Raw genomic sequence first — 22,261 nt, forward strand, 5'->3', positions numbered from 1 at the left:
GCGCGACGGAGCAGGCGGGTCCGATGCGGCACGGGACCGACTACCGCGTCCTGCCGTTCAGCGACGACCTGTCGGCCGTCCTCATCACCGGGAGCCACCGGCTGCTGCTCGCCCCGGCGGACACCGCCGAGCGGCTGGCCTCCGGCGTCGACCACCTGCGGCTGGACGAGCGGCGGGCGTGGGAGCGGTTGCAGGCCGGCGCCGCCACCGGCCGGGAGGCCAACCGCATCCGGCTCCGGGAGAGCGCGCTGTCCGACGGCGCCGACTTCGCGGTCAACGTCAACCTGACGAACGTGTGCAACCTCGCCTGCACGTACTGCTTCGCCGAGGGCGGGGACTACGGCCGGATCACCGAGGCGATGGGCGAGCACTCGATCGCCTGGATCTTCGACTTCATCCACCGTTACGCCGCGCCCGGGCAGCGGGTCCGCTTCGAGTTCTTCGGCGGGGAGCCGCTGGCGAACTTCACGGTGATCCGCAAGATCTGCGAACGCGCCCGCGACCTCGCCGGGCGCTCGGGCACCGAGTTCGTCCACCGGATCTCGACCAACCTCACCCTGATGCCCCAGGGCGTCGAGGAACTGTTCCGCGACCACCGGTTCATCGTCTCGGTCTCGATCGACGGCGGCCGCGAGGTCCAGGACGCCAACCGCCCGTCCAAGAACGGGAAGGGCTCCTACGACCGGATCATCCGCAACCTGTTCCGGCTGCGCGAGGCGTGCGGCGACGACGTCACCCTGGTGGCCCGGATGACCATCGCGACGGCGCAGCCCAGCCTCACCGAGAGCGTGCTCGACCTGTGGGGGCTCGACCTCTTCGACTACTTCCAGATCTATCCGGGCGTCTACCCGGTGGAGCAGGGCACGACGGTGCCGATCGCCCTCACGCTGGGGGACCGGAAGCTGTCCGAGCCGAAGGGCATCCAGTACATCAACCACTTCCTCCAGCCCGGCATCGTGGAGCAGTTCAAGGACTTCCTGGTCCACTACCCGCGGCTGTTCGCCCCCGACAACCGGTTCAAGGGCGTGCTGGAGTACGAGCGGGCCGTGCAGATGGTCACCGAGGGCGCGGCGGCGCTGGCGTTCTGCTCGGGCGGCCGGACGTACTACACGCACTCCCCGGACGGCAGCGTCAGCCCCTGCCACCGCCTGGTCGGCGACCAGGGCTTCGACGTGGGCACCGGGGCCGAGGGCCTCACCCGGGACCACCCCGAGTGGCGGCGCACCGTCGACGAGCACCGGGTGTGCGGGTCCTGCTGGGCCCGCTACCTGTGCGGCGGGGGCTGCCGGCAGGAGAACCACGTGGCCTCGGGCGACGTGAACGTCCTCAACACCGAGTCCTGCCAGTACCAGTTGATGCTCGCGGAGGAGGTCGTCAAGATGCTGGCCCGCTCCGCCGCCGACTACCGCGAGCGGTCGCGGGCGCGCTACGACGACCTCTTCGTCTCGTGCGGGCGCCCGGTGGTCCCCAACGACCGGCCGGACCTCGACGCGTCCGCCGACGTCCGTCCGTTCCAGGTCCTCTGCTGACGGCCTCCGCCCCCGGACCCGTCCACCACCACGCCAGGCCGGCCCCGACGAAGGAGCGACAGCAGATGGCCGAGAAGATCATCCGACGGAACATCCACACGTACCCGTTCAAATACCGGCACCACGAGTACGACGAGTACTTCCGCCCCGAGAACGCGGTGCTCTACCTGCACGTCCCGTTCTGCATCACCAAGTGCGGATTCTGCGACTACACCGTCTACATCAACCGGAACGAGCAGCACTTCGCCCAGTACGTCGACGTGCTCGAACGCGAGATCCGCGCCTTCGCCGCCAATCGGGCCTTCCCCGCGTTCCGGGTCGACGCGGTGTATTTCGGCGGTGGTACGCCGGGCATCCTCACCGGCGACCAGACGGCCCGGCTGCTGGACGCCTGCCGGGAATCGTTCGAATTCAACGAGGGCGCGGAGATCGGCCTGGAATTCGACCCCTCGACGGTCGACGAGGCCAAGATCGCGCGCATGCGGGAGGCCGGATTCACCCGGCTCAGCGTCGGGGTCCAGGCCTTCGACGACCGGCTGCTGGAGATCTGCAACCGCTCGCACGACCTCGCCACTGCCGAACGCGCCTTCCGCACCGTCGTCGACGGCGGTTTCACGCACACCAACATCGACCTGATCTTCCCGCTGCCCGGCCAGTCCGTGGACGACTGGAAGCGCAGCGTCGACCGGGCCATCGAACTCGAACCGGCCTGCATCACGGCCTACGGCCTGGAGATCTGGCCCAAGACGGCGTTCCACTCGCTCATCACGTCCGGGAAGATGGCGCTCCCCTCGGCGCAGGACGAGCGCCGGATGTACGAGTACGCCATCGACGCGCTGGAGGCGGCGGGCTTCGCCCGACGCAGCTCGACCGGGTACTACCACCCCGACCGCTGCGCCGACTACTCGCGCTTCCTGGAGTACTACTGGCGGACCTGGCCGATGATCGGATTCGGCGTCTCGTCGAAGAGCGTGATCCACGACCGGCTGTTCGTCAACGTCAAGCCGCTCAAGAAGTACTACGAGATGGTTGGAAGTGGTCAAATCCCGCTGGATTTCGCCACGTACCTCACCAAGGAACAGGAAATGCGCCGCGTCATGATCCGCGGCCTCAAGATGTGCGAGGTCAACCGGCCGGACTTCCACGACCGGTTCGGCGTCACCATGGAGGCCGTCTTCGGGGCGGAGATCGAGCAGCTCGTCGACAAGGGATGGCTGGAGGAACGGGGCACGGACGTGTATGCGCTGACCAGGCTCGGTCAGTTGTTGTCGACCAATGTGTACGAGCTGTTCTACGCGCCGGAAGATCTCAGTCCCGCCGAAGGGGATGAGGTACGGTTCGGCATATCGGAGCTCGTCGAGTGACCTGATCGGCGGGTGTTGTGACGAGGGGCAGAGCGAATTGTCGCGCACGTGCTCGCACCAGGCCTTCCGCCGGGCCTTGAGCCGGGACTTCCACCGGGGCTTTCGTGGGGACTTCCGCCCGGACTTCCACCGGACCGGAATGATCGCGGTGACCTGCGGGGGACCGCGGTGAACATCCTCCCCGCGTGGTTCGCCGGGCTCAGCCTCGGCTTCCTGGTCGCCCTGCCCCTCGGCCCCATCGGCCTGCTGTGCGTGCGCAGCGTCCTGCGCGACGGCTTCCCGACCGGCTGGGCGATCGGCCTGGGCGCGGCCCTGGTGGACATCGCCTACGCCGGCCTGGGCCTCGCCGGGGTCGGCAGGCTGCTGGACGTCCCCGCGCTGCGCACGGCCCTGGGGCTGGCCGGGGCCGCCGTGCTGGTGTACATCGGCGCGCGCTCGCTGCGCTCCGCCTTCCGGGTCCGGGCGGCCACCGAGGACGAGCGGAACCCCGAAGTGGTCCGCCCGCTGGCGGCGTTCCGCACGGCGCTGGCGGCCACCGCCTCCAACCCGGCGACGATCGGCTACTGGGCCGCCGCCTTCGCCGCGGCCACGGCGGCGAACGTCACCGGGACGCTGCCCGCCTCGGTGTCCATGCTGGTCGGCGTCGGCTGCGGCACGCTCCTGTGGTTCACCCTGCTGAGCACGGGCGTGGTGGTGTTCCGCCGGCGCTTCAGCGCCCGGCTGCTGAAGGGCGTCGACCTGGTCGCCGGGATCGGGGTCATCCTCTTCGGCGGCTTCCTGGCCTACCAGTCGCTCGCCTGAACCGGCCGCGGTGACGGCGTCGGGCGGCGGCTGACCGAGGTCCTTCGCCGAACTCCCAGCTGTGTGACGGGAGTTCGGTGGCGTGCCCCGGCTTCCGAACAGCCCGGTGTCCGCGCCGCCGCCCGCCTCCGCACCTCGGGGACGGCAGCGGGCCGGACGCCCGTCCCCCTGGAGGAACCGATGGCGTCCCACCGTCCCCCTGGCGTCGATCCGAACGGAAAGCCTTGGCGGCTGGGGGAGTTACTGCCCAGGGCGCTGGTGTACCTGGCCGGCTGCGTGGTCTTCTCGACGGGCGCCCACTTCTTCATCCAGTCCGATCTGGGCACCGACCCGCTCGACGTCTTCTCGCTGGGCGTGCTCAAGCACCTGCCGCTCACCATCGGCCTGTGCCAGGCGGCCGTCGCGGTGGTGTGCATCGGCGCGTGGGCGGCGTGGAACCGCAAGCGCCCGGTGGTCTCGCCCTTCGTGACCTTCTTCCTGTGCGGCAGCCTGATCGACCTCTTCCAATGGCTGCGGCCTGCCGCCTGGTTGGGGCTGAGCAGCTACCCGCTGATGCTGCTCGGCGCGCTGCTGTGCGCCTACGCCTCGGCGCTGATCATCATGAGCGGCTTCGGCATCCGGGCCATCGACTTGCTGGCGATCACCATCCGGCACCGCTGGACCTGGCCGTTCTGGTGCGCGAAGGGGCTGATCGAAGGGGTGCTGCTGCTCTGCGGCTGGCTGCTGGGAGGCCCGGTGGGCATCGGCACGGTGGCCTTCCTGGTCTTCGTGGACCTGCTCATCGAGCCCTTCGTCCGGTTCAACCGGCGCTTCCTCGACATTCCGGACCACGGCTTCGCGGTCGCCCTGGCCGTGCCCTGACCGGCGCCGGTCCGGCGGTCCGGCCCGCTTCGGCGGCGGTCCGGCCCGCTCCGGCGTCGGCCGGTGGCGGACCGGTTGCCGGAGTACCGTGGGAGGGGTCGAGGCACCGCCGCCGCCGGCGGTTGCCGCAGGTGTCCTCGACCCGTGGCGAGCCCGGCGGCCCGGGCCTTTCGGAGGCGGTGGTGGCCGGTGACCGTCCACGGTGCAGGTGCGGCGGACGTGGTGCGACGTGGTGCGACGCGGGGACCGGAGGCGCCGGTGGCGCGAGAGAGCATGCCCGCGGTCGACGACTCCCGGCAGAGCCCGGTCGGAGCCGTCGGCAAGGTGACGGTGCCCATTCCGGCGGGCGGCCCGGGCGAGGTCCTGGTCGCCCTCCGGGGTGGTTCGGAGGTGTTCGCGGCTTGGTGCTCGGAGCCGGTCGGCCGGGACGTCCGGGTGGTCGTGGTGGACGCGATCTCGGCCCGCTCGGTGATCGTCGAGCTGCTGCCGCCCTAACCGCGGTTTCGGATCCCAGCTGGTCAGGTGGTCGGTCATGTTCTTCTGGCACGTTCCCGCACCCAACGAGGCGATGCTCATCTCCGGGTCCAAGCACCAGGCGCAGGACACCCAGTTCCGCATCGTCACCGGGCACGGCAGCCTCGTCCTGCCGGTCAAGCAGAAGGTCCGCATGCTCTCCCTGGCCCTGCGGGAGGCGGAGATCGCCGAGGACTGCGTGACCCAGCAGGGGATCCGGCTCACCGTGCGCGCGGTCTGCGTGTTCAAGGTCGGGGACGACGCCGTGTCGATCGCCAACGCGGCCCGCCGCTTCCTCTCGGAACAGGACCAGATGGAGGAGCTCGTCGGCCGGATCTTCGCCGGCCACCTGCGCTCGATCATCGGCGGGCTGACCGTCGAGCAGATCATCCGGGAGCGCAGCCGGGTCGCCCAGGAGGTGATGGCGGGCAGCCACGGCGAGATGGAGAAGCTCGGCATCGTGGTCGACGCGCTGCAGATCCAGGAGATCGAGGACTCGACCGGGTACATCGACAACCTGGCCGCGCCGCACGCGGCGGCGGTCGCCAGCCAGGCCCGGATCGCCCAGGCCAAGGCGGACCAGGAGGCCACCGAGCGGGAGCAGCAGGCGGCCGCGCTGAAGGCCGAGTACGAGCGGAACACCGCGATCAAACGGGCCGGGTTCCTCGCCGAGACCGAGCAGTCCAGGGCCCGGGCCGCCCAGGCCGGGCCGCTCGCCGAGGCCCGGGCCTCCCAGGACGTCATCGAGGAGCAGACCTCGCTCGCCCAGCGCCGGGCCGCGCTGGCCGCCCAGCAACTGGAGGCCGAGGTGCGGCGCCCGGCGGACGCCGAGGCCTACCGGCAGCGGACGCTGGCCGAGGCCGCCCGTGACCGGGTGAAGTTCGAGGCGGACGGCAGCGCCTACAGCGAGCGGGCGCTCGCCCAGGCGCAGGCGGACGCCAACACCGCCCGGGCCGACTCCCTGCGCGGCGGCAACCAGGAGCTCATCGCGGCCAACCGGATCGTGGAGAACCTGCCGGCCCTCGCCGACGCGGCGGCCCGTGGCATGTCGGGAGCGGAGCTCACCGTCCTCAACGGCAGCGACGGGGTCAACCAGATGGCGGCGGGCATCGTCAGCCAGGGCCTCGCCATCCTGCACTCGCTCCAGCACTCGACCGGCCCGTTCGGCGACGGCAAGTCCAAGCCCCGCTTCCCGGAACGGACCTGAGGCGCGCCGGGGCCTGCGGGCCGGGGCGTCAACGGGCGGCGACGAGGCCGTCCACCAGGGCCCGCAGGCCGTCCAGGTAGGTGTCGTCGGTGGTCAGCGGGGCCCAGCGGTCCGCGACCTGTGCGAGGCGGGGGAGTTCGTCCGGGTCGAGGCCGCCGAAAACCTGCTCCCGGTAGGTGGCGCGCTCGTCGTCCGCGCGCCGCCGGGCCGCCGCCGCCCGGACCACCAGCTCGCCGGCGGTGTAGTACCAGATCGTGCGGTACCCCTGGACGGCGCGTTCCGGTGTGAGGCCGCACGCGGTGAGGCCGTCGACGATCTGCTCGACGAACCACAGCGCGGACGCGGACATCAGGTCGTCGGCGGTCAGCACCTCGACGATCCAGGGGCAGCCGGCCAGCGCCTCGTGGATCGCGGCGGCTGACCCGACGACGCGGTCGCGCGGGTCGGTGGGCAGCTCGGGCCGGCGCAGTGTCCGCGCCGCGTAGTCGTCCAGCAGCAGGACGAGCAGTTCCTCCTTGTCGCGCACGTGGTGGTAGAGCGCCATCGGCGTACTGCCGACCTCGGAGGCGAGGCGGCGCATGGTCAGCCGGTCCACGCCCTCCTCGGCCACGATCCGGCGGGCCGCCTCGACGACCTGCTCACGGGAGATGCGGGGCGGTCGGCCCGAGGTCCTGCGCGGTGCGGTCGGCATGGGTCCATCATTCCCCAGGGGTCGACAGCGGCGGTCGTGCGGGGTTAGTTTTCTTACGCGTATAGAAATTGCTGACCGGAAGGAACGCCACCATGACGCCCACCGTCGTCGACCTGTTCGCCTCGGCCCTGCACTTCCACCCCGACGGCGAAGTCCGAGCCGCCGGGCGGCAGATGGCCGGCGGCGCGCCGGGCATCTGGCACCTCGGCGCCTTCCACGTGGAGACCGACGCCGACGTCCACGCCGACCACTGGGAGATGCACCCGGAGGCCGACGAGGCGGTGTGCTGCCTCACCGGCGGCGCGCGGCTCCACCTCCGCCCCGCGGACGGGGACGGGCGCGGCGCGGGGGGAGGTGCCGACGAGATGGTGCCGCTGCCCGCCGGCAGCGCCGTGGTCGTCCCCCGGGGCCGCTGGCACCGCCTCGAACTCGACGGCCCCAGCGACCTGATGTCGCTCACCCTGCGCCACGGCACCCGGCTCGAAAAGCGCACCGATACCCCCTGACCGCGGGCGCGGCCCGGTGGCACCGCCGCCGGGCCGGTCAGGACTCCCCGCTCCACGACCGCCAGAGCGCCGCGTACCGCCCGCCGGCGGCGACCAGCTCGTCGTGGGTGCCCAGCTCGACGATGCGGCCCGCCTCCATGACGGCGACCCGGTCCGCGTCGTGCGCGGTCTGGAGCCGGTGGGCGATGGAGATGACCGTGCGGTCGGAGCGCACGGCCGCCATCGCCCGCTCCGCCTGCCGGGCCGTGGTCGGGTCGAGCAGGGAGGTCGCCTCGTCCAGGATCAGGGTGTGCGGATCGGCCAGCTGGACCCGGGCCAGGGTGAGCTGCTGGGCCTGCGCGGCGCCGAGTTCGGTCCCGCCGGTGCCCAGGAGCGAGTCCAGCCCGTCCGGGAGGTCGCGCACCCAGTCCGCCTCCACCAGGGCGAGCGCGGCCAGGACCGCCGCGTCCTCGGCGTCCGGGGCGGCCAGCGTCATGTTCTCCCGGAGCGTTCCCATGAAGACGTGGTGCTGCTGGGTGATGAGGACGACGCGGTTGCCCAGCTCGCCCGCCGCGGCGAGGTCCGCGACCGGCACGCCGCCGACCAGGATCCGCCCCGCGTCCGGGGCGTCGACGCCGGCGAGCAGCTTGCCGAGGGTCGACTTGCCGGCGCCGGACGGGCCGACCACGGCCAGCCGCTCGCCCGGCCGGACCACCAGGTCGACGTCCGTCAGCACGTCGTGCGAGCCGGTGTAGGAGTACCGCACGCCGACGGCCTCGATCCGGTCGTCGGCGGGGCGCGGGCCGGTGGCCGGCGGCTCCTGCGACACCAGGCCGACGCCCTTGATGCGGGCGAACGACGCACCGCTGCTCTGCAGTTGCTCGACCCAGTTGAGCGCCCGGTCCAGCGGGTCGACGAGCTGCCACATGTAGAGGCCGCCCGCCACCACCGCGCCCAGCGTCACCGAGCCGTGGAGGTAGCCGAGGCCGCCCACCAGCAGGATGAGGGCCGTCGGCAGCGCGTGCGCGAACTCGGTGACCGGGAACAGCACGGTCCGCAGGAACAGGGTGCGCACCCGGGCCCGGTAGGCGGTGTCGACGGCCCGGTCGACCACGCCGTCCTGGCGCGCCCCGACCCCGTACGCCTCGATGGTCCGGGCGCCGTGGGCGGTGGAGTTGAGGACCTCGGTGACCCCGCCCGCCGCGGCCCCCTCGGCGAGGTAGGCCTCCCGGGCCCGGGACAGGTACCAGCGGCTCACCGCCCAGACGATCGGCAGGCCCACCAGGGCGCAGAGCCCGATCAGCGGGTCGAGCAGGAACGTCGCGGTGAGGATGACCAGCACCTGGACGACGGCGATGAAGACGTCCGGGGCCGCGTTGCGCAGGGTGGCGGCCACGGTGCCCACGTCCAGCGAGGAGCGGGTCACCAGGTCACCGGCGCCGACCCGTTCCGCGTACCGCCCGGGCAGCGCGAGCGTCCGCTCGACGACCTCCTCGCGGAGCCGGGCCAGGGCGCGTTCGCCGAACCGGTGGGAGAGGCGGCGGGCGTAGCGGGTGAGCACCAGCTGGGCGAGGGCGAACCCCAGGACCGCCGCGGCGAAGCCGTCCACCTGGCCGACCGTCAGCTCGCCGTTCTCGACCCGGGTGACGATGCGGCCCAGCAGCCACGGCCCGGCGACGCCCGCGAGGGCGGCGAGGCAGGTGAGGGCGACGATCGCGCCCATCGCCCGGCCGTCGTCCGCCAGCAGGCGCCAACTGGCCCGGCGCACCGTCGCGGTGTCGGCGACCGGGAGGCGGTGGGGGGCGTGGCGGTCGTCGGGGCCGTCGGGGCCGTCGGGGTCGCTCATCGGGCCAGTCCTTCCTCGGTGCCCGCGGCGACGCTCCGCGGGTGGTCGTCGGTCGTGACGCTCGCGGGGCGGTCGGCGCCTGCCGGGATGGTCCGCGGGCGGTCGTCGGTCGCGGCGCCCGCCGGGCGGGCGCCGGTGCTGCCGCGGAACACCAGCGCCGCGTAGCCGGGGTCGCGGGCCAGCAGCTCGCCGTGGGTGCCGGTGGCCCGGACCTTGCCGTCCACCAGGTGGACCACCTCGTCGGCGCGGCCGAGTACCAGGGGGGAGGTGCTGACGACCAGGGTGGTCCGGCCGCCGCGTACGGCGCCGATCCGGGCCGCCACAGCCGCCTCGGTGAGCGCGTCCAGCGCCGAGGTGGGCTCGACCAGCAGCAGTATCTCGGGATCGGCCAGCAGCGCGCGGGCCAGCCGCAGCCGTTGGCGCTGCCCGCCCGAGACGTTGCCGGCGCGGTCGTCGAGCGGCGCGTCCAGGCCGCCCGGCAGGGCGTCGACGATGTCCTCGGCCGCGGCGGCGTGCAGGGCGCGCCGCAGTTCCTCCTCGATGCGGTCGCCGCGGATCGACACCGCGGAACGGAGCGTGCCGCCGAACAGGTACGCGTCGTCGTCCGACACCAGGACGTGGCGCCGCAGCTCGGCGGGCACCCAGTCGGACAGCCTGGTGTCGCCCCAGGTGGCGTCCGAGTCGGTGTAGCCGGCCAGCCGTTCGACGACGGCCCGGGCCTCCTCGGGCCGGGCGGCGGCCAGCGCGGTGAGCCGCCCGGGCCGCAGCAGCAGGCCGGAGTCGGGGTCGCTCAGCACCGCCGGCGCTTCCGGCGGGTCCGTCAGTGTCCGGCTGCGCGTCGAATCCGGCCGCAGCGCCAGGATGTCGGTGACCCGGCGGGCGGAGACCAGCCCGCGCGGCAGGTCGTCCGCGCCCTCGATGAAGGCGGAGACGGGCACCAGCAGGGCCGCCACGTAGCCGTAGACGGAGACGAGTTCACCGACCGTGATCGAACCGGCGGCCGCCATCCGGGCGCTGAGCCAGGTCACCACGGCCAGGAAGACCACCGGCAGGCAGGCGCCGAGCGCCTGCACCCAACTGGTGAACGAGGCCACCCGGTAGCCGAGCGGCACGAGGGCCTGCGAGCGCTCCCGGTAGCGCCGGGCGAACATCGGCTTGCCGCCGATGCCGTTCAGCACGCCCAGCCCGGCGACCAGGTCGCCGGCCAGGGCCGTCAGCTCCCCCTGCTGCTCGCGGTAGCTTCCCTCGGCGCCGTGCAGCTTCCCCAGCAGCGGGCCGACGGTGAGGGCCAGCAGCGGCACCCCGAGGAGGATCACCGCCGCGAGCAGGACGGAGATCCGGACCAGCAGGACGGCGGTGGCGAGGTAGGCGATGACCGCGCCGACGCCGGGCCCGGTGATGGTCAGTGTCTGCGCGATCCGGCCGATGTCGCCGGCCTGGAGGTGGGTCAGCTCGCCGGCCGACACCTGGCGCGGCAGCGTCGTCCCCAGCCGGTTGACGTGCCGGGCGATGACCTGGACGGTGCGGTACGCGGCGTCCACCCGGATGAAGGTCATGGTGCGGTGCCGCAGGATCCCGAGGACGGCGATGAGCGCGCCGACCGCGAGGACGGCCGACACCCAGAAGACCAGCGCGCCGCTGTCGCGGGCCCGGAGGCCCTCGTCGATCGTCCTGGACATCAGGTAGGGCGGCAGCATCAGGGCGCACATCCACAGGCTGCCCCAGGTCGCGCCGAGCAGTACGCGGCCGCGCTGCCTGCGCACCAGCCACCAGAGGAAGCGCAGCGGACTCCGGTGGTCCGGCACCCCGGGATCGCGGTAGGGGACCCGGCGCGCACCCGCGGGCAGGTCCGGTCCGGCGCCGGTCATCCCGCCTGCCCTCGGACGGGCCCCCGAGCCGCGAACTGGTCCAGGATTCGCTGATGTCTCATTCCCGGAGTCTGGCAGACCGCCCCACCACGGAACTGACGCACCCACAGGTCGGGGGGCGGCGGGCCTGCCGCCCCCCGAAGCGCTCACCCGGCGCCGGGGGCCGCCAGGTTGCGGGGCGGCACGGCTCAGGCGATGCCGCGCGGGTTGAGGACGGTGAAGCGCCAGCCGCCGTCGGCGTCGCGGCGGGCGATGTTGGCGGTGGTGCCGGTGGGGGCGATCCGATCGCCGTCGGGGCCGTCGATCTCCAGGGTCCAGTCGGTGACCAGGAGGGCCGTGTCCGCGCCGATGACCTTGTGCCGCGGGACGTTCGTCAGCCTGCCGCGGGCGGCGACGGTTCCGCCGATCTCCGCACGCAGTGCCTCGACGCCGGTGAGGAGCTCGCCGGCCACCGTGCGCATGGCGGCACCTTCGGCGAACAGGGCCAGCACGTGGTCGACGTCGCCGGCGTTCAGCGCGTCCTGGAACACGGTCGGCAGCTGCGTGGGGTCGGTGATGACAGGGAGCATGGTGAGGGGTCCTCAGGTCGGGAACGGGTGGTGGTGACGGCCCTTCGGCGCGGCGCCCGGTGTGGTGCTCGCTGTGCTGCCGGGCGTGCGCCCGGTGCGGCGCCCGCTGCGGTGTTCGCTGCGGTGCCCGCCGTTCGGCCGTGACTCCACGATGCCGCCGCAGCCACCCCTCGGGCGAGGTAGAGTCGGGACTCGACATGGTCGAAAGTGGACAGCGCGACGTCGTCGACATCGCCTACGACAACCCCGACCGCTTGCGGACCGGCATCGAGGTGCTGACCTTCGACGCGCTGAAACCGCGCCTGAAGAGCGCGGTCGCCCGCCGGCCGAGCCGCCTGGACTTCCACCAGCTCATCCTGGTGCGCGGAGGCGAGGGCACCGCCATGGTCGATTTCGTCACCTACCCGTGCACCCGCGGCACACTGCTGCACCTGCGGCCCGGCCAGGTGCAGCGCCTGCCCTCGGACGCGAACGGCCGCCCCGCGGACCTTGACGCCGTCCTGCTGCTGTTCACCGCCGACTTCCCGCCGCCGCTGCCCGCGACGCAGCAGATGCTCGACGGGTTCGGCCCCGTCGCACGGCTCCTGCCGCCGGCCGAGCTCGACGCCTTCGACCGCGCCGTGACGGAACTGGACACGGAGTACCGGAGGCTGCGGGACGGGCAGGCCCCCGGCCCGACAGCGCCCGTCGATGCCGATGCCGATGCCGATGCCGATGCCGATGCCGATGCTGATGTCGATGCCGAGCTGACCGGAGTGCTGCTGCGCCAGCTCCTCGGCGCGCTGCTCATCCGCATGGTGCGCCTCCCGGACCCGGCCGGACGCCCCGCCCTCTCCCCACCCGGTGCCGGGGTCTACCCCGCCTTCCGCCGCGAACTGGAACGCTCCTTCGCCGCCACCCGCTCCGTCGAGGACTACGCCGCGCGGCTCGGCTACTCCCCGCGCACCCTGACCCGCGCCTGCCTGGCCGCCACCGGCCGCAGCGCCAAGCAACTCGCCGACGCCCGCGTCGCCCTACAGGCACAGCGGCTGCTCGCCCACACCGACCTGCCCGTGGCCGCGATCGGTCGCGCGCTCGGTTTCACCGAGGCCACCAACTTCGGCAAGTTCTTCGCCCGCGAGACCGGCCGCACCCCGGGCGACTTCCGCCGGGCCCAGCGATGATTCCACCCCGCCCAGCGGTGACGGGGCCTGAGATCCTCATGGCCGATACACGGATGAGACGCGCTCCACACGGGAACCTGACGTGACCGATGGACGGATGAAACGCCTCCTCGACAGGAACCTGACATCCCGCTCCTACCGTGCGACGCATGCCACCTACCTATGGCCAGACCAGCAGTCAGCACAACCGGAACCACGACCGGGCCCGCGGCCGAGCGCGCGGCCGAGTCCTCCTGACCGCCCTCGTGGTGGCCGCCGGCCTCGCGCTGGCGGCGCCCGCAGGGGCCGCGCCGCAGGACGGGGCCGCCACCAGCCAGGTGGCCGTCCACCCGGAGGCGGTCACGCCCGCGCAGCAGCAGGCCGTCCTGGACTACTGGACCCCGGAGCGGATGGCCGCCCTGACCCAGCCGTCCTCCGGCAACCCACCCAAGAGCGGCCCCGATGGGGCTCCGTGGACCGGCTCCGCCACCCTGAGCAAGACGGTGGGCCGGCTCTTCTTCACCGACCACGGCGAGGACGGGAGCTGCACCGCGACCGTCGTCGGCAGCGCCAACCGCAGCACCGTCGTCACGGCGGCGCACTGCGTCAACAACACCGACCTGCTCGGTGAGAACAACGAGTGGCTGACGAACTCGATGTTCGTCCCCGGCTACCACGACGGCACCGCCCCGTACGGCACGTTCGTCGCCCGCACCGGGGTCGTCCACGCCACCTGGCTCCTCAACGACCAGCAGGACGGCAAGTACTCCGCCTACGACCAGGCGTTCCTGGTCCTGAACGGCAACGCCGAGGGCAAGCGGGTCCAGGACGCCGTCGGCGCCGCGCAGCGCATCGGCTTCGACCGGCCGGGCAGCGCGAAGGTCCACGAGTTCGGCTACCCGCGTGCGGCGTCGGGCGATCCGGCGCGCCAGGGCCTGCCCGAATACACCGGGGCCCGGCTCGCCTACTGCGCGGGGCAGACCCGCGAGCACCCCGGCTTCCCTGGCCACCCGGTGCCCCCGGGTGAGTGGGGCGCCCCCTGCGTGATGGGCGGCGGTTCCAGCGGCGGCCCCCGGATCGCCGACTTCGACCCGTCCTCGGGGATCGGCACCGTGGTGGGCGACAACACCCAGGGCCCGTCCTTCGACTCCTCGGGCCGGGTCTGCGACTTCGGCGACACCTCCTGCACCCGGCACCTGGTCGGCCCGCAGTTCACCTCCGCGATCACGAAGCCGCTGTACAAGGCGGCCGAAAGCGCCCGGATCGCCGGCTGACACCGCCTGGTGGGGGCGGTCGGTGGAACTCCACCGACCGCCCCCACCAGGTCACCTTTGGGGTGCGGCGCCGTCCGCGCCCACCACCAGCCAGTGGGACGGAAGGTCGATCCGGCTGCCGTCGGGCGCGAACTCGGTGAGGAACAAGGGCAGTTCGCCGGAGGCGAGGACGGTGAGCCCGGCGGTGCGGAACAGCTCGCCGAAATCCGAGTCGACGACCTCGGCGGGGGCGAGGCCGTGCTCGAAGACGGGGCGCAGCTTCGGGGGAGGGCCCTGCGGGCTCTGGGCGAGGCCGGCCAGGACGGCCTTCGCCGACGCGGACAGCTCGACGACGAACGCCCGGCCGCGATCCCCGACCAGGGTGGCGATGGCGTCGGCGACCGGCTGGCGGTCGGCCGGTTCGGACTGGTGGATCAGGCCGCGCACATACACGTTGGCATCGCCGAGCCGGGCGTGCAGCTCCCGGACGCCCGGCCCGTCGGTGGCATCGAGCTGGGTGAACTCGGCCCGCCCGTCCGGATGCTGGGTGCGGGCGAGCTCCACGGCGGCGGTGGACAGGTCGACCCCGAGGACGCGGCCGAAGCGCTCGGCGAGGAAGCGGGTCTGGGTGCCGTTGCCGCAGCCGACGTCGACGACGGGCAGCGCCGGGTCGGCGAGGTAGGGGTCGAACAGCGCGAGGTGCACGCTCGCGGTGAGCGCCGGCTCCGCGTCCCAGATCACCGCGCCGGCCTCCGCCGGTGCGTCGCGCCAGAAGCCCTCCCAGGCGTTCAGGTACCGACTCGACACGGGCATGGCGGAGAACCTCCCAGCTGGTGGAGCACGGTGTCGGGATCGGCCCCGGACGGCGAGCGGCGCGTGGAGGCGCATAGGGAATCCGCGAAGGCCTGCGCCCCCGGCTTTCCCTGAACCCCCGAGCTGCGCGCAGCTCCGCCCGACCGGACGGCCGATGACGGTCAGTCACGCTAACGACCCCGGCGGGCGAGGCCGGCCGCGAGTCACCCGAATGCGGTAATTCCGAGGGAAGTTCGCCCGAACGGCCGCCCCGCCGTGCGAGCGCGTCGCGGTGACCCCGCAGGGGCGGTGACCCCGCAGGGTCGGCGCGAGGCTCAGCCGGTCACGCTCGCGGGGGTGGCGGCGAGGTCGCGGACCGTGTCGGCGATGGCGTGGAAGTCCTTGCGCAGGATCTTGGAGTGGTTGCTCGCGACCTTCGTGCTGACCCGGATGTTCGGGTTGCGGGCGAGCACCGGGTCGAGGTTGGTGCGGATCTGTTCCATCAGCTTCGCCTCGCCGCCCAGGTTGCCGCCCGAGGCGACCACGTACCGGACCGGTGCGGTCACCCGGTCGAAGACCGGGTCGAGGGCGGCGGGCGCGCAGAGCTCGTTGATTTCGAGGTTGATCTCGGCGTGCTGCTCGGCGCTCATCCGCGCGGCCATGCCGAGTCGGCGGGCGATCGGGAACAGCGGGCTCAGCCGGCGGAACAGCTTGCGGACCTGCTCCCGGGTGGCGTCGTCGAGCCACTCGTGCGGGAACGCGCCGTCCACGGACACCGCCCCGAGGACGCGGTCCGGGTGCCGGGCGGCCCAGTGCACCGCGAGCATCGCGCCGTAGGACCAGCCCACCAGGATCGGCCGGTCCACGCCCCTCGCGGCGAGGACGGCGTCGACGTCGCGCAGGCACGCTTCGAACGAGTAGTCCGCCGAGCGCTTCGACTTGCCACGGGCGCGCTCGTCGAAGGTGATGTGCCGGTAGTCGTCGCCGAGGTCGGCGATGACGCGCCGCCAGTGCGACTGGTCGGCGTAGGAGCCGTTGAGGTAGACCACGGGACGGCCGGGCCCGCCGGTGTCGGTCACGGCCAGGGCGGTGTCGTCGACGGAGACCATGCCGGTCCAGGCGGGCTGCTCGATGGTCATGGTGTGCCTTCTTCCGGGTGCGGATGCGGGGGTGGCGGGTTGCCGAGGGCCGCTCTGCTGCGGTTCGTTGTTTCTGATGATGGAAACGCTACGTTGCCTTCACGGATGGCGGCAACCAGTTCGTTGCTCGTAATCAGCATTGGTGCAGGTGAAGACGCGATTATCGTTGCAGTGGCCTTGAATTTAACGCAACGTCAGCCACCGTGTTCGTTGCACTGGAATGGGAGTGAACGCTATGGTGAGGGCATTCGGGGAAGCGTGAAGGGAGAATCGCGGTGCCGGGAGGCAGGCTCACTCAGCAGGAACGCCAGCAGATCGCGCTGGGGATGGCCGACGGCCTCGCCTACGCGGAGATCGCCAGGCGTCTCGACCGCCCCACCTCGACGGTCACGCGCGAGGTGATGCGCAACGGCGGCCCCACTGCCTACCGTGCCGACCTGGCCCACCGGGCGACCGAACGCCGCCGCGCCCAGCGGCGCAGGCCGGCCGCGCCCCGGGGGCCGGAGGCGCCCCCGCAGGCCCACGGGCGCGATGCCGAGGCCGTGCGCGAGTACCAGGAGACGTACACCACCGTCCTGATGGCCTCCGGCATGCCCAAGATGACGGCCCGGGTGCTGGCCTGCCTCACCCTCACCGACAGCGGCAGCCTCACCGCGTCCGAACTCGCCCGGCACCTCCAGGTCAGCCCGCCGTCGATCTCCAAGGCGATCGCGTTCCTCGACGGCCAGGGCCTCGTCCGCCGGGAGCGCGACGAGCGCCGCCGCGAGCGCTACGTCGTCGACGACGACGTCTGGTACCAGTCGATGATGGCCAGCGCCCGCGCCACCGCCCACCTCGTCGAGGTCGCGCGGCAGGGCGTCGGCGTCCTCGGCCCGCAGACCCCGGCCGCCACCCGCCTGGAGAACATCGCCCGTTTCGTCGACTTCGTCTCCGAGAGCATCGTCCGCGCGGCGGAGCAGGCCCGCGAGATCCTCCACGCGAAGCCCGAGGCGACCCCGTCCGGACCGGCCGCTCCGCGTCCGGACCACGGATAGCCGGCGGTCACCGGGAGGCGGCGCGGTAGGCGCGGCGCCAGGGGCCCGGGTCCGCGCCGAGGGCCTGGACGATGTCGGAGAGCAGTTCGACGTCCAGGCGTTGGCGTCCGCTGCGGAAGCAGTCGTAGACGGTGATCCGCCCGGGTGTGCGTTCCCCGGCCGGGACGCCGCGGGCTGCCCGGACGGAGCTGATCCGCCGGACGATGGTCGAGTAGGAGGGGCTGCCGGCCTCCTGCCTGAGCAGGGTGAGGGACTCGGCGAGCGCGTCCAAGGAGTGCGAACGGGCTAGCGTCGCAGCGGAGTTGACCTCGGCGGCCCGGCAGGAGCACGGGGCCGCCGTGGTGCGCATAGGTGACCAGGTCAACGCTCTGTCCTCCCCCCGCCGGGCCTGCGTGAACAGCCTCTTCGCGCCGGGGGTTCCTGTCAACTGAGGTGAATCAAATGGCGAAATCCATACACTCCCGTTTGTTCGGGATCGTTCGGAAAGCTGCCCAGGCCCTCAACTCCGCTGCCAGGATGGCCGCATTCCGCAGTGACACGACGTCAGAGAGGGAGGTGTCGGACCTCATGAAGTCCGCCCGAAAGATCGTCTCAGCCCTGGCACTCGCGATCGGCCTGAGCGTCTCGTTGCCCGTCGCCGCCGCGCAGGCCGACCCCGCCAATCCGCAGCCCTACGCCTACGGTTACCTCGCCGCGCTCGCCCGCCCGGCCAACGGCGGCCCCAACGGCACCTACTACTGCATGGACGAGTACCGGCAGACCAACGGCGACGGCCGGCCGGTCGTCCTGCGGCCGTGCGACGGCTCCTGGAACCAGTTCTGGTTCGTCTCGGAGGACGGCCTCATCCACAGCACCAACGACGGCCGCTGTCTGTCGGGCCACGTCCCGAGCGGCCCGTCCGACAGCCCGGGCGCCACGGCGGTGGGGTGCAACGGGGGCGACCCGAAGCAGCGTTGGACGTTCGGCACCGACCGCGGCGTGTGCAACGCCGTCGGTGCCTGCCTGACCTACGTCGGCAACCAGGGCCCGCGGAACTCCTACGGACTCTGGACGCTGGGGCGGAACGCGAGCATGGGGCAGACCCAGGAGTTCGACTGGCACCACTCCGACAGCGACCGTCCGATCAACCCCAACATCTAGACATCTGGGCCCTGTCCGGGGACCGGCGTGGCCGGGGTCGAGGCGGTGATCGCCTCGGCCCCGGCCGAACGGGGGGCGCCGGTCACCAGACGCGGCGGTCGGCGGGGGTGCCCAGGCCGGTGCGGAGGTGGCGGACGAGGCTGCGCCGCAGCTCGCGGTCCTGGTCGGTCTCGACGGGGAGGTCGAGCTGGACGATGTCCACGCCGGCCGAGCGGAGCAGGCCGATGCGGGCGGCGACGGTGGCGGGGGAGCCGGCGTACGCGGCGGTGAGCGAGCGGCGGATGTAGGCGGCGACCTGCTCGTCGCCCCGGGAGGGGTCGGAGCGGCCGCGCTCGCGGTCGCGGTCGAGCTGGACGGCTTCCGTCCAGGGTCCGCCGCCGCCGGAGGTGAGGCGGAGGGCGTCGCGGCGCAGCCGGCGGACGCGGTCGCGGGCCGCCTCGTCGGTGTCGGCGAGGACGACGGTGACGTGCCGCCAGATCCGCAGGGTCCGGCCGTGCGCGGCGGCGGCGGTGCGGACCTGGGCTATCCGCCGACGGGTGTCCGGCAGCGGCAGCGGGCTGACGGCGTAGACCTCCGCGTAGCGGGCCGCCAGGTCGAGGCCCTGCGGTGACGAGCCGCCGAAGGAGAGCAGCTCGCCGCCGGGTCTGGGGTGCAGGCCGGGCCGGGCGGCGGACACGGTGTAGAACTCGCCCTTGTGGTCGATGTCCTGGTCGGCGGCGAGGTAGCGGGTGAACAGGTCGAGGTACTCGTCGGCCCTGCGGTAGCGCTCCTGCTTGTCCAGGAGGTCGCCGTCGCGGGCCGTGTCGTGGTCGCTGGAGCCGATGATGACGTGGGCCGCCGCCCGCCCGCCGGAGAGGCGGTCCAGGGTCGCGAGGGAGCGGGCGGCGACGGTCGGCGCGGTGGTGCCGACCCGGTGGGCGACCGCGATGCGGAGCCGTGTGGTGGCGGCCAGGGCCCAGGAGGCCACCAGCCACGGGTCGGGCCACGAACTGGACTGCACCACCAGGGCGCTGTCCAGCCCGTCCTCCTCGTTCTCCCGCGCGGTGCGGGCGACGTACGCGGGGTCGGCGGTGCGGTCGCGGCCGTCGGGGGCCCAGCGCAGGGCCTGGCGTTCCTGCGCGGTGTGGCCGGGAACGGGTGCGGCGCGGACCCCGCCGCGGATTTCGAGTGGCACGGCTCTCCTCCGGTCGTGAGCGTCGTGAGGGTGGCAGGGGATGGGGACGGGTGGGGCGCGACGGTCAGAGGGCGGCCGGCCCGAGCCGGGCCAGGGTGTCGAGCAGCTTGGCGCGGCTGACGAACACCTCGGGCGGCAGCGACACGTACAGCTGGATGGTGGTGACGCCGGGGCGGTGGTAGGCGAGGATGCGCTCCCGGCACTCCTCCGGCGAGCCGCTGATGAACAGCCCGTCGACGACCTCGTCGGGCAGCGCCTTCTGGGCGCCCTCCGGGTCGCCGGCCGCCCAGAGGCGGTGGGTCTCGGCGAGGAGTTCGCCGTGGCCCAGCCACTCGTGGAACTTGCGGTACGGCTCGCGGTTGAGGATCCAGGCGAGGAACGGCCGGCTGGCGCGGTGGGCGTAGTCGGTGTCCTCGGTGGGGCAGACGAAGACCTTGACGACCAGTTCCTTCCCGGGCGGCTGCGGGCCGACGGCGTCCAGGATCTTCGGCACGTCGTGCGGGAACAGCAGGTTGGTGATGGCGCCGTCGCCCTCGTTGAAGCCGAGCCGGAGCATGTTGGGCCGCAGCGCGCCCAGGATGACCTTGACCGGCTCGGTCGGCGGGTGCGGCAGCCGGTAGCCGGTGATGTCGAAGGTGTCGAACCCGCCGGTGACGTACTCGCCGCGCAGCGCCCGGGTGACGAAGCGCAGGACGTCCCTGGTCCGCTTGAACGGCTCGTCGAACGGGATGCCGTTGATGTCGGTGACGTGGGCGGGCACCGAGGCGCCGATGCCCAGCAGCAGTCGGCCCGGGGCGAGTTGGGCGAGCGTCGCGGCGGTCTGGGCGAGCACGGCCGGGCCGCGGGTGTGCACCGGGACGATGCCGGTGCCGATCCGCAGCGAGGGGGACCAGGCCGCCGTGGCGGCCAGCGGGGTGAAGGCGTCGGTGCCGCCGCCCTCGGCGCTCCACACGTCGGTGTAGCCGAGGTCGGGCAGCCGCTCGACCAGGAAGCGGTGCCGGTCGATGGTCAGGCCGGGCAGCGGGAGGGTGATGCCCCACTTGGGCGGTGCGGCGGGCACGGGGCCGTGCGCGGAGCCGGGCGGGACGGTCCCGGCGTGGTGGTGCGGTCGGTGCGGGTCGGTCATCGGGATGGCCGTCCTTCCTGTGGTGCGCGGTGCTCTTCGGAGCCGGGGGAGAGGCGGTGTCCGCGGGTCAGCGGACCCATACGGTGGTCAGGTCGAGGAACCAGGACTGCGGCTGCACGAGCCCCTGGACCTTCGGCGAAAGGGCCCGCGGATTGCGGTCGTTGACCACGAACAGCCAGGGCGCGTCCTGGGTGACCAGGGCGAGCGCCTTGCGGTACCCGGCCTGCCGGGCGGTCTGGTCGGCATCGGCGGCCGAGGAGGCGAGCAGCTCGTCGACCTGCGGGTTGGTGTAGTGGCCGGTCCAGAACGGGCTCTTGGAGCCGATGAACAGCGGGAGCAGCGCCTCGGACTGGAACAGCGTGGTGGACTGGGCGACGGCGTCCGAGCCGAGCGCCACCTGGCCCTTGGCCTCGGCGCCGATCAGCGTGGTCCAGTCGGTGGTGCGCAGCTCGACCTTGATGCCGACGGCGGCGAGATCCCGCTGGAGGGCCTCGGCGATCGGCACCGGCAGCAGGTTGCCGCTGCCGCCGGTGGGCACGGTGACGGAGGTGCTGAAGCCGTTCGGGACGCCGGCCTCGGCGAGCAACTGCCGGGCCTTGGCGGGGTCGTAGGAGTAGACGTCGCCGGCGGGGTCGTAGGCGGCGGTGGCGCGCGGCGCGGTCTGGTAGGCGGGGTCGGCGGTGCCGTGCAGCAGCTTCTCGGCGATGGCCTTGCGGTCGATCGCGAAGTTGGCGGCCCTGCGGACCAGCGGGTTGTCCCAGGGCGCCTTCGAGGTGTCCAGGATCCAGTACCAGAGGTGGTCGTAGCTGTTCGTGGCGATCTGGACGCCGTCGGCCTTGAGGCTGTCGATGTCGTCCGGGTTCGGGTACTCGATCCAGTTCACGCCGCCGGAGCGCAGGGCGGCGGTGCGGGCCGCGGCGTCCGGCAGCGCCTTGATCACGAGCCGGTCGAGCTTGGGGGCGCCGCGCCAGTAGCTCCTGTTGGCGGCCAGCTCGATCTGCTGGCCCTCGGTCTGCGAGACGAACGAGAAGGGGCCGGTGCCGACCGGGTGCTGGGCGAAGTCGGCCGAGCCGGACTTGCGGACGGCGGTGGGGCTCGCGATCAGGACGTGCGCGAGGTCCTCGGGGAAGTGGCCGTTGGGGTCCTTGGTGACCAGCTCGACGTGGTCGGCGTCGGTCTTGCGGTACGAGACGATGTCGCCCGCGTACTCGGCGGCGGCGGCGCCGAGGGCGTCGGTGTACTCGGGGCTCTTCTTGTCGAGGTAGCGGGCCAGGTTGAAGAGCACGGCGTCGGCGTCGAACGGGGTGCCGTCCTGGAAGGTGACGCCCTTGCGGAGGGTGAAGGTCCACGTCCTGGCGTCGGCGGCGACCTGCCAGTCGGTGGCCAGGGCGCCGGTGACGGCCGGCGGCTTGTCGGTGTCCTTGAGCAGTTCGTACCGGGTGAGGCCCTCGTAGAGCTGGAAGGAGACCAGCCGCTTGCCCTCGAAGCCGGCGCCGCCGATCACGGTGTCGGGGTTGGGGAGTCTGCCGGTGGCGCCGATGACCAGGGTGCCGCCGCGGCCGTCACCGCCGCCCGCCCCCGCGGAGCCGCCGCCGTCGGAGCCGGCGCAGCCGGCCGCCGCCGCGAGCAGAACGGCGGCGGCCGGCAGGGCGACGGCTCTGGAGCGGATACGGCTGGTGCGCGTCATGGGGATTCCTCGTCGGTTCGGTGGTGCGGGGGTTCGGTGG

21 protein-coding genes are annotated in these 22,261 nt (G+C 72.9%); 11 read left to right on the plus strand and 10 right to left on the minus strand.

Annotated features, from left to right (window positions below; genetic code table 11):
* The first annotated feature begins 23 nt into the window (after positions 1 to 23).
* The 6 genes from ACIOGZ_RS23075 (at position 24) to ACIOGZ_RS23100 (ending at position 6,275) form a co-directional block, all read left to right on the plus strand.
* Positions 24 to 1,529 carry a radical SAM protein gene (locus ACIOGZ_RS23075; RefSeq protein ID WP_400803068.1) on the plus strand — a complete coding sequence of 502 codons (1,506 nt, stop codon included), beginning with the start codon at positions 24 to 26 and terminating at the stop codon, positions 1,527 to 1,529.
* A 65-nt stretch (positions 1,530 to 1,594) separates the two neighbouring features.
* On the plus strand, positions 1,595 to 2,893 hold the full coding sequence (locus ACIOGZ_RS23080; protein WP_363624702.1) for a coproporphyrinogen-III oxidase family protein: 1,299 nt from the start codon (positions 1,595 to 1,597) through the stop codon (positions 2,891 to 2,893).
* Between the two features lie 168 nt (positions 2,894 to 3,061).
* On the plus strand, positions 3,062 to 3,694 hold the full coding sequence (locus ACIOGZ_RS23085) for a LysE family transporter (RefSeq protein ID WP_363624704.1): 633 nt from the start codon (positions 3,062 to 3,064) through the stop codon (positions 3,692 to 3,694).
* A gap of 180 nt (positions 3,695 to 3,874) precedes the next feature.
* On the plus strand, positions 3,875 to 4,555 hold the full coding sequence (locus tag ACIOGZ_RS23090; RefSeq protein ID WP_208869047.1) for a YitT family protein: 681 nt from the start codon (positions 3,875 to 3,877) through the stop codon (positions 4,553 to 4,555).
* Between the two features lie 258 nt (positions 4,556 to 4,813).
* On the plus strand, positions 4,814 to 5,050 hold the full coding sequence (locus ACIOGZ_RS23095; RefSeq protein WP_350880803.1) for a hypothetical protein: 237 nt from the start codon (positions 4,814 to 4,816) through the stop codon (positions 5,048 to 5,050).
* Positions 5,051 to 5,087: 37 nt separating this feature from the next.
* Complete coding sequence (locus ACIOGZ_RS23100) at positions 5,088 to 6,275, plus strand: SPFH domain-containing protein (protein WP_363581854.1); 1,188 nt, start codon at positions 5,088 to 5,090, stop codon at positions 6,273 to 6,275.
* Between the two features lie 28 nt (positions 6,276 to 6,303).
* Here the strand turns inward: ACIOGZ_RS23100 and ACIOGZ_RS23105 are convergent, their stop codons facing one another.
* The gene (locus tag ACIOGZ_RS23105) at positions 6,304 to 6,966 is read right to left on the minus strand and encodes a TetR/AcrR family transcriptional regulator (RefSeq protein WP_400803063.1); all 663 of its coding nucleotides are present in this window, start codon (positions 6,964 to 6,966) and stop codon (positions 6,304 to 6,306) included.
* A gap of 92 nt (positions 6,967 to 7,058) precedes the next feature.
* Between ACIOGZ_RS23105 and ACIOGZ_RS23110 the strand changes: the two genes are divergently transcribed.
* On the plus strand, positions 7,059 to 7,472 hold the full coding sequence (locus ACIOGZ_RS23110; RefSeq protein WP_400987024.1) for a cupin domain-containing protein: 414 nt from the start codon (positions 7,059 to 7,061) through the stop codon (positions 7,470 to 7,472).
* A gap of 37 nt (positions 7,473 to 7,509) precedes the next feature.
* On the opposite strand, the gene ACIOGZ_RS23115 is transcribed toward ACIOGZ_RS23110, so the two are convergent.
* The 3 genes from ACIOGZ_RS23115 to ACIOGZ_RS23125 form a co-directional block, all read right to left on the minus strand.
* The gene (locus ACIOGZ_RS23115) at positions 7,510 to 9,297 is read right to left on the minus strand and encodes an ABC transporter ATP-binding protein (protein WP_400843322.1); all 1,788 of its coding nucleotides are present in this window, start codon (positions 9,295 to 9,297) and stop codon (positions 7,510 to 7,512) included.
* Positions 9,294 to 11,165, minus strand: a complete 1,872-nt coding sequence (locus tag ACIOGZ_RS23120; RefSeq protein ID WP_400803055.1) for an ABC transporter transmembrane domain-containing protein — start codon at positions 11,163 to 11,165, stop codon at positions 9,294 to 9,296. The genes ACIOGZ_RS23115 and ACIOGZ_RS23120 overlap by 4 nt, the downstream gene beginning before the upstream one ends.
* Before the next feature lie 188 nt (positions 11,166 to 11,353).
* Positions 11,354 to 11,734, minus strand: a complete 381-nt coding sequence (locus ACIOGZ_RS23125) for a YybH family protein (protein ID WP_400803054.1) — start codon at positions 11,732 to 11,734, stop codon at positions 11,354 to 11,356.
* 197 nt (positions 11,735 to 11,931) lie between these two features.
* Here ACIOGZ_RS23125 and ACIOGZ_RS23130 point away from each other — a divergent pair, with 197 nt between their 5' ends.
* The gene (locus tag ACIOGZ_RS23130; protein WP_400987026.1) at positions 11,932 to 12,897 is read left to right on the plus strand and encodes an AraC family transcriptional regulator; all 966 of its coding nucleotides are present in this window, start codon (positions 11,932 to 11,934) and stop codon (positions 12,895 to 12,897) included.
* Positions 12,898 to 13,046: 149 nt separating this feature from the next.
* The gene (locus ACIOGZ_RS23135) at positions 13,047 to 14,150 is read left to right on the plus strand and encodes a trypsin-like serine peptidase (RefSeq protein WP_400803048.1); all 1,104 of its coding nucleotides are present in this window, start codon (positions 13,047 to 13,049) and stop codon (positions 14,148 to 14,150) included.
* Positions 14,151 to 14,201: 51 nt separating this feature from the next.
* Here ACIOGZ_RS23135 and ACIOGZ_RS23140 read toward each other — a convergent pair whose 3' ends face one another.
* Both ACIOGZ_RS23140 and ACIOGZ_RS23145 read right to left on the minus strand, forming a co-directional pair.
* Positions 14,202 to 14,942 carry a class I SAM-dependent methyltransferase gene (locus ACIOGZ_RS23140; protein WP_400803045.1) on the minus strand — a complete coding sequence of 247 codons (741 nt, stop codon included), beginning with the start codon at positions 14,940 to 14,942 and terminating at the stop codon, positions 14,202 to 14,204.
* Between the two features lie 314 nt (positions 14,943 to 15,256).
* On the minus strand, positions 15,257 to 16,060 hold the full coding sequence (locus ACIOGZ_RS23145) for an alpha/beta hydrolase (protein ID WP_363581872.1): 804 nt from the start codon (positions 16,058 to 16,060) through the stop codon (positions 15,257 to 15,259).
* 275 nt (positions 16,061 to 16,335) lie between these two features.
* Here ACIOGZ_RS23145 and ACIOGZ_RS23150 point away from each other — a divergent pair, with 275 nt between their 5' ends.
* Positions 16,336 to 17,094: a helix-turn-helix domain-containing protein gene (locus ACIOGZ_RS23150; RefSeq protein WP_363581874.1), complete on the plus strand. Its 759-nt coding sequence runs from the start codon at positions 16,336 to 16,338 to the stop codon at positions 17,092 to 17,094.
* 7 nt (positions 17,095 to 17,101) lie between these two features.
* Here ACIOGZ_RS23150 and ACIOGZ_RS23155 read toward each other — a convergent pair whose 3' ends face one another.
* Positions 17,102 to 17,458 (minus strand): hypothetical protein, encoded by a 357-nt coding sequence (locus ACIOGZ_RS23155; protein ID WP_363581876.1) that lies wholly within the window; start codon positions 17,456 to 17,458, stop codon positions 17,102 to 17,104.
* A 203-nt stretch (positions 17,459 to 17,661) separates the two neighbouring features.
* Here ACIOGZ_RS23155 and ACIOGZ_RS23160 point away from each other — a divergent pair, with 203 nt between their 5' ends.
* Positions 17,662 to 18,234 (plus strand): RICIN domain-containing protein, encoded by a 573-nt coding sequence (locus tag ACIOGZ_RS23160; protein ID WP_363628408.1) that lies wholly within the window; start codon positions 17,662 to 17,664, stop codon positions 18,232 to 18,234.
* Positions 18,235 to 18,316: 82 nt separating this feature from the next.
* Here the strand turns inward: ACIOGZ_RS23160 and ACIOGZ_RS23165 are convergent, their stop codons facing one another.
* The 3 genes from ACIOGZ_RS23165 to ACIOGZ_RS23175 form a co-directional block, all read right to left on the minus strand.
* Positions 18,317 to 19,408 (minus strand): LLM class flavin-dependent oxidoreductase, encoded by a 1,092-nt coding sequence (locus ACIOGZ_RS23165; RefSeq protein WP_363624725.1) that lies wholly within the window; start codon positions 19,406 to 19,408, stop codon positions 18,317 to 18,319.
* A 64-nt stretch (positions 19,409 to 19,472) separates the two neighbouring features.
* Complete coding sequence (locus ACIOGZ_RS23170; RefSeq protein WP_400328617.1) at positions 19,473 to 20,534, minus strand: LLM class F420-dependent oxidoreductase; 1,062 nt, start codon at positions 20,532 to 20,534, stop codon at positions 19,473 to 19,475.
* A 67-nt stretch (positions 20,535 to 20,601) separates the two neighbouring features.
* Positions 20,602 to 22,221 carry an ABC transporter substrate-binding protein gene (locus ACIOGZ_RS23175; RefSeq protein ID WP_363581884.1) on the minus strand — a complete coding sequence of 540 codons (1,620 nt, stop codon included), beginning with the start codon at positions 22,219 to 22,221 and terminating at the stop codon, positions 20,602 to 20,604.
* Between the last annotated feature and the right edge of the window lie 40 nt (positions 22,222 to 22,261).

The organism is Kitasatospora sp. NPDC088160, assembly GCF_044741445.1.
Lineage (GTDB): Bacteria > Actinomycetota > Actinomycetes > Streptomycetales > Streptomycetaceae > Kitasatospora.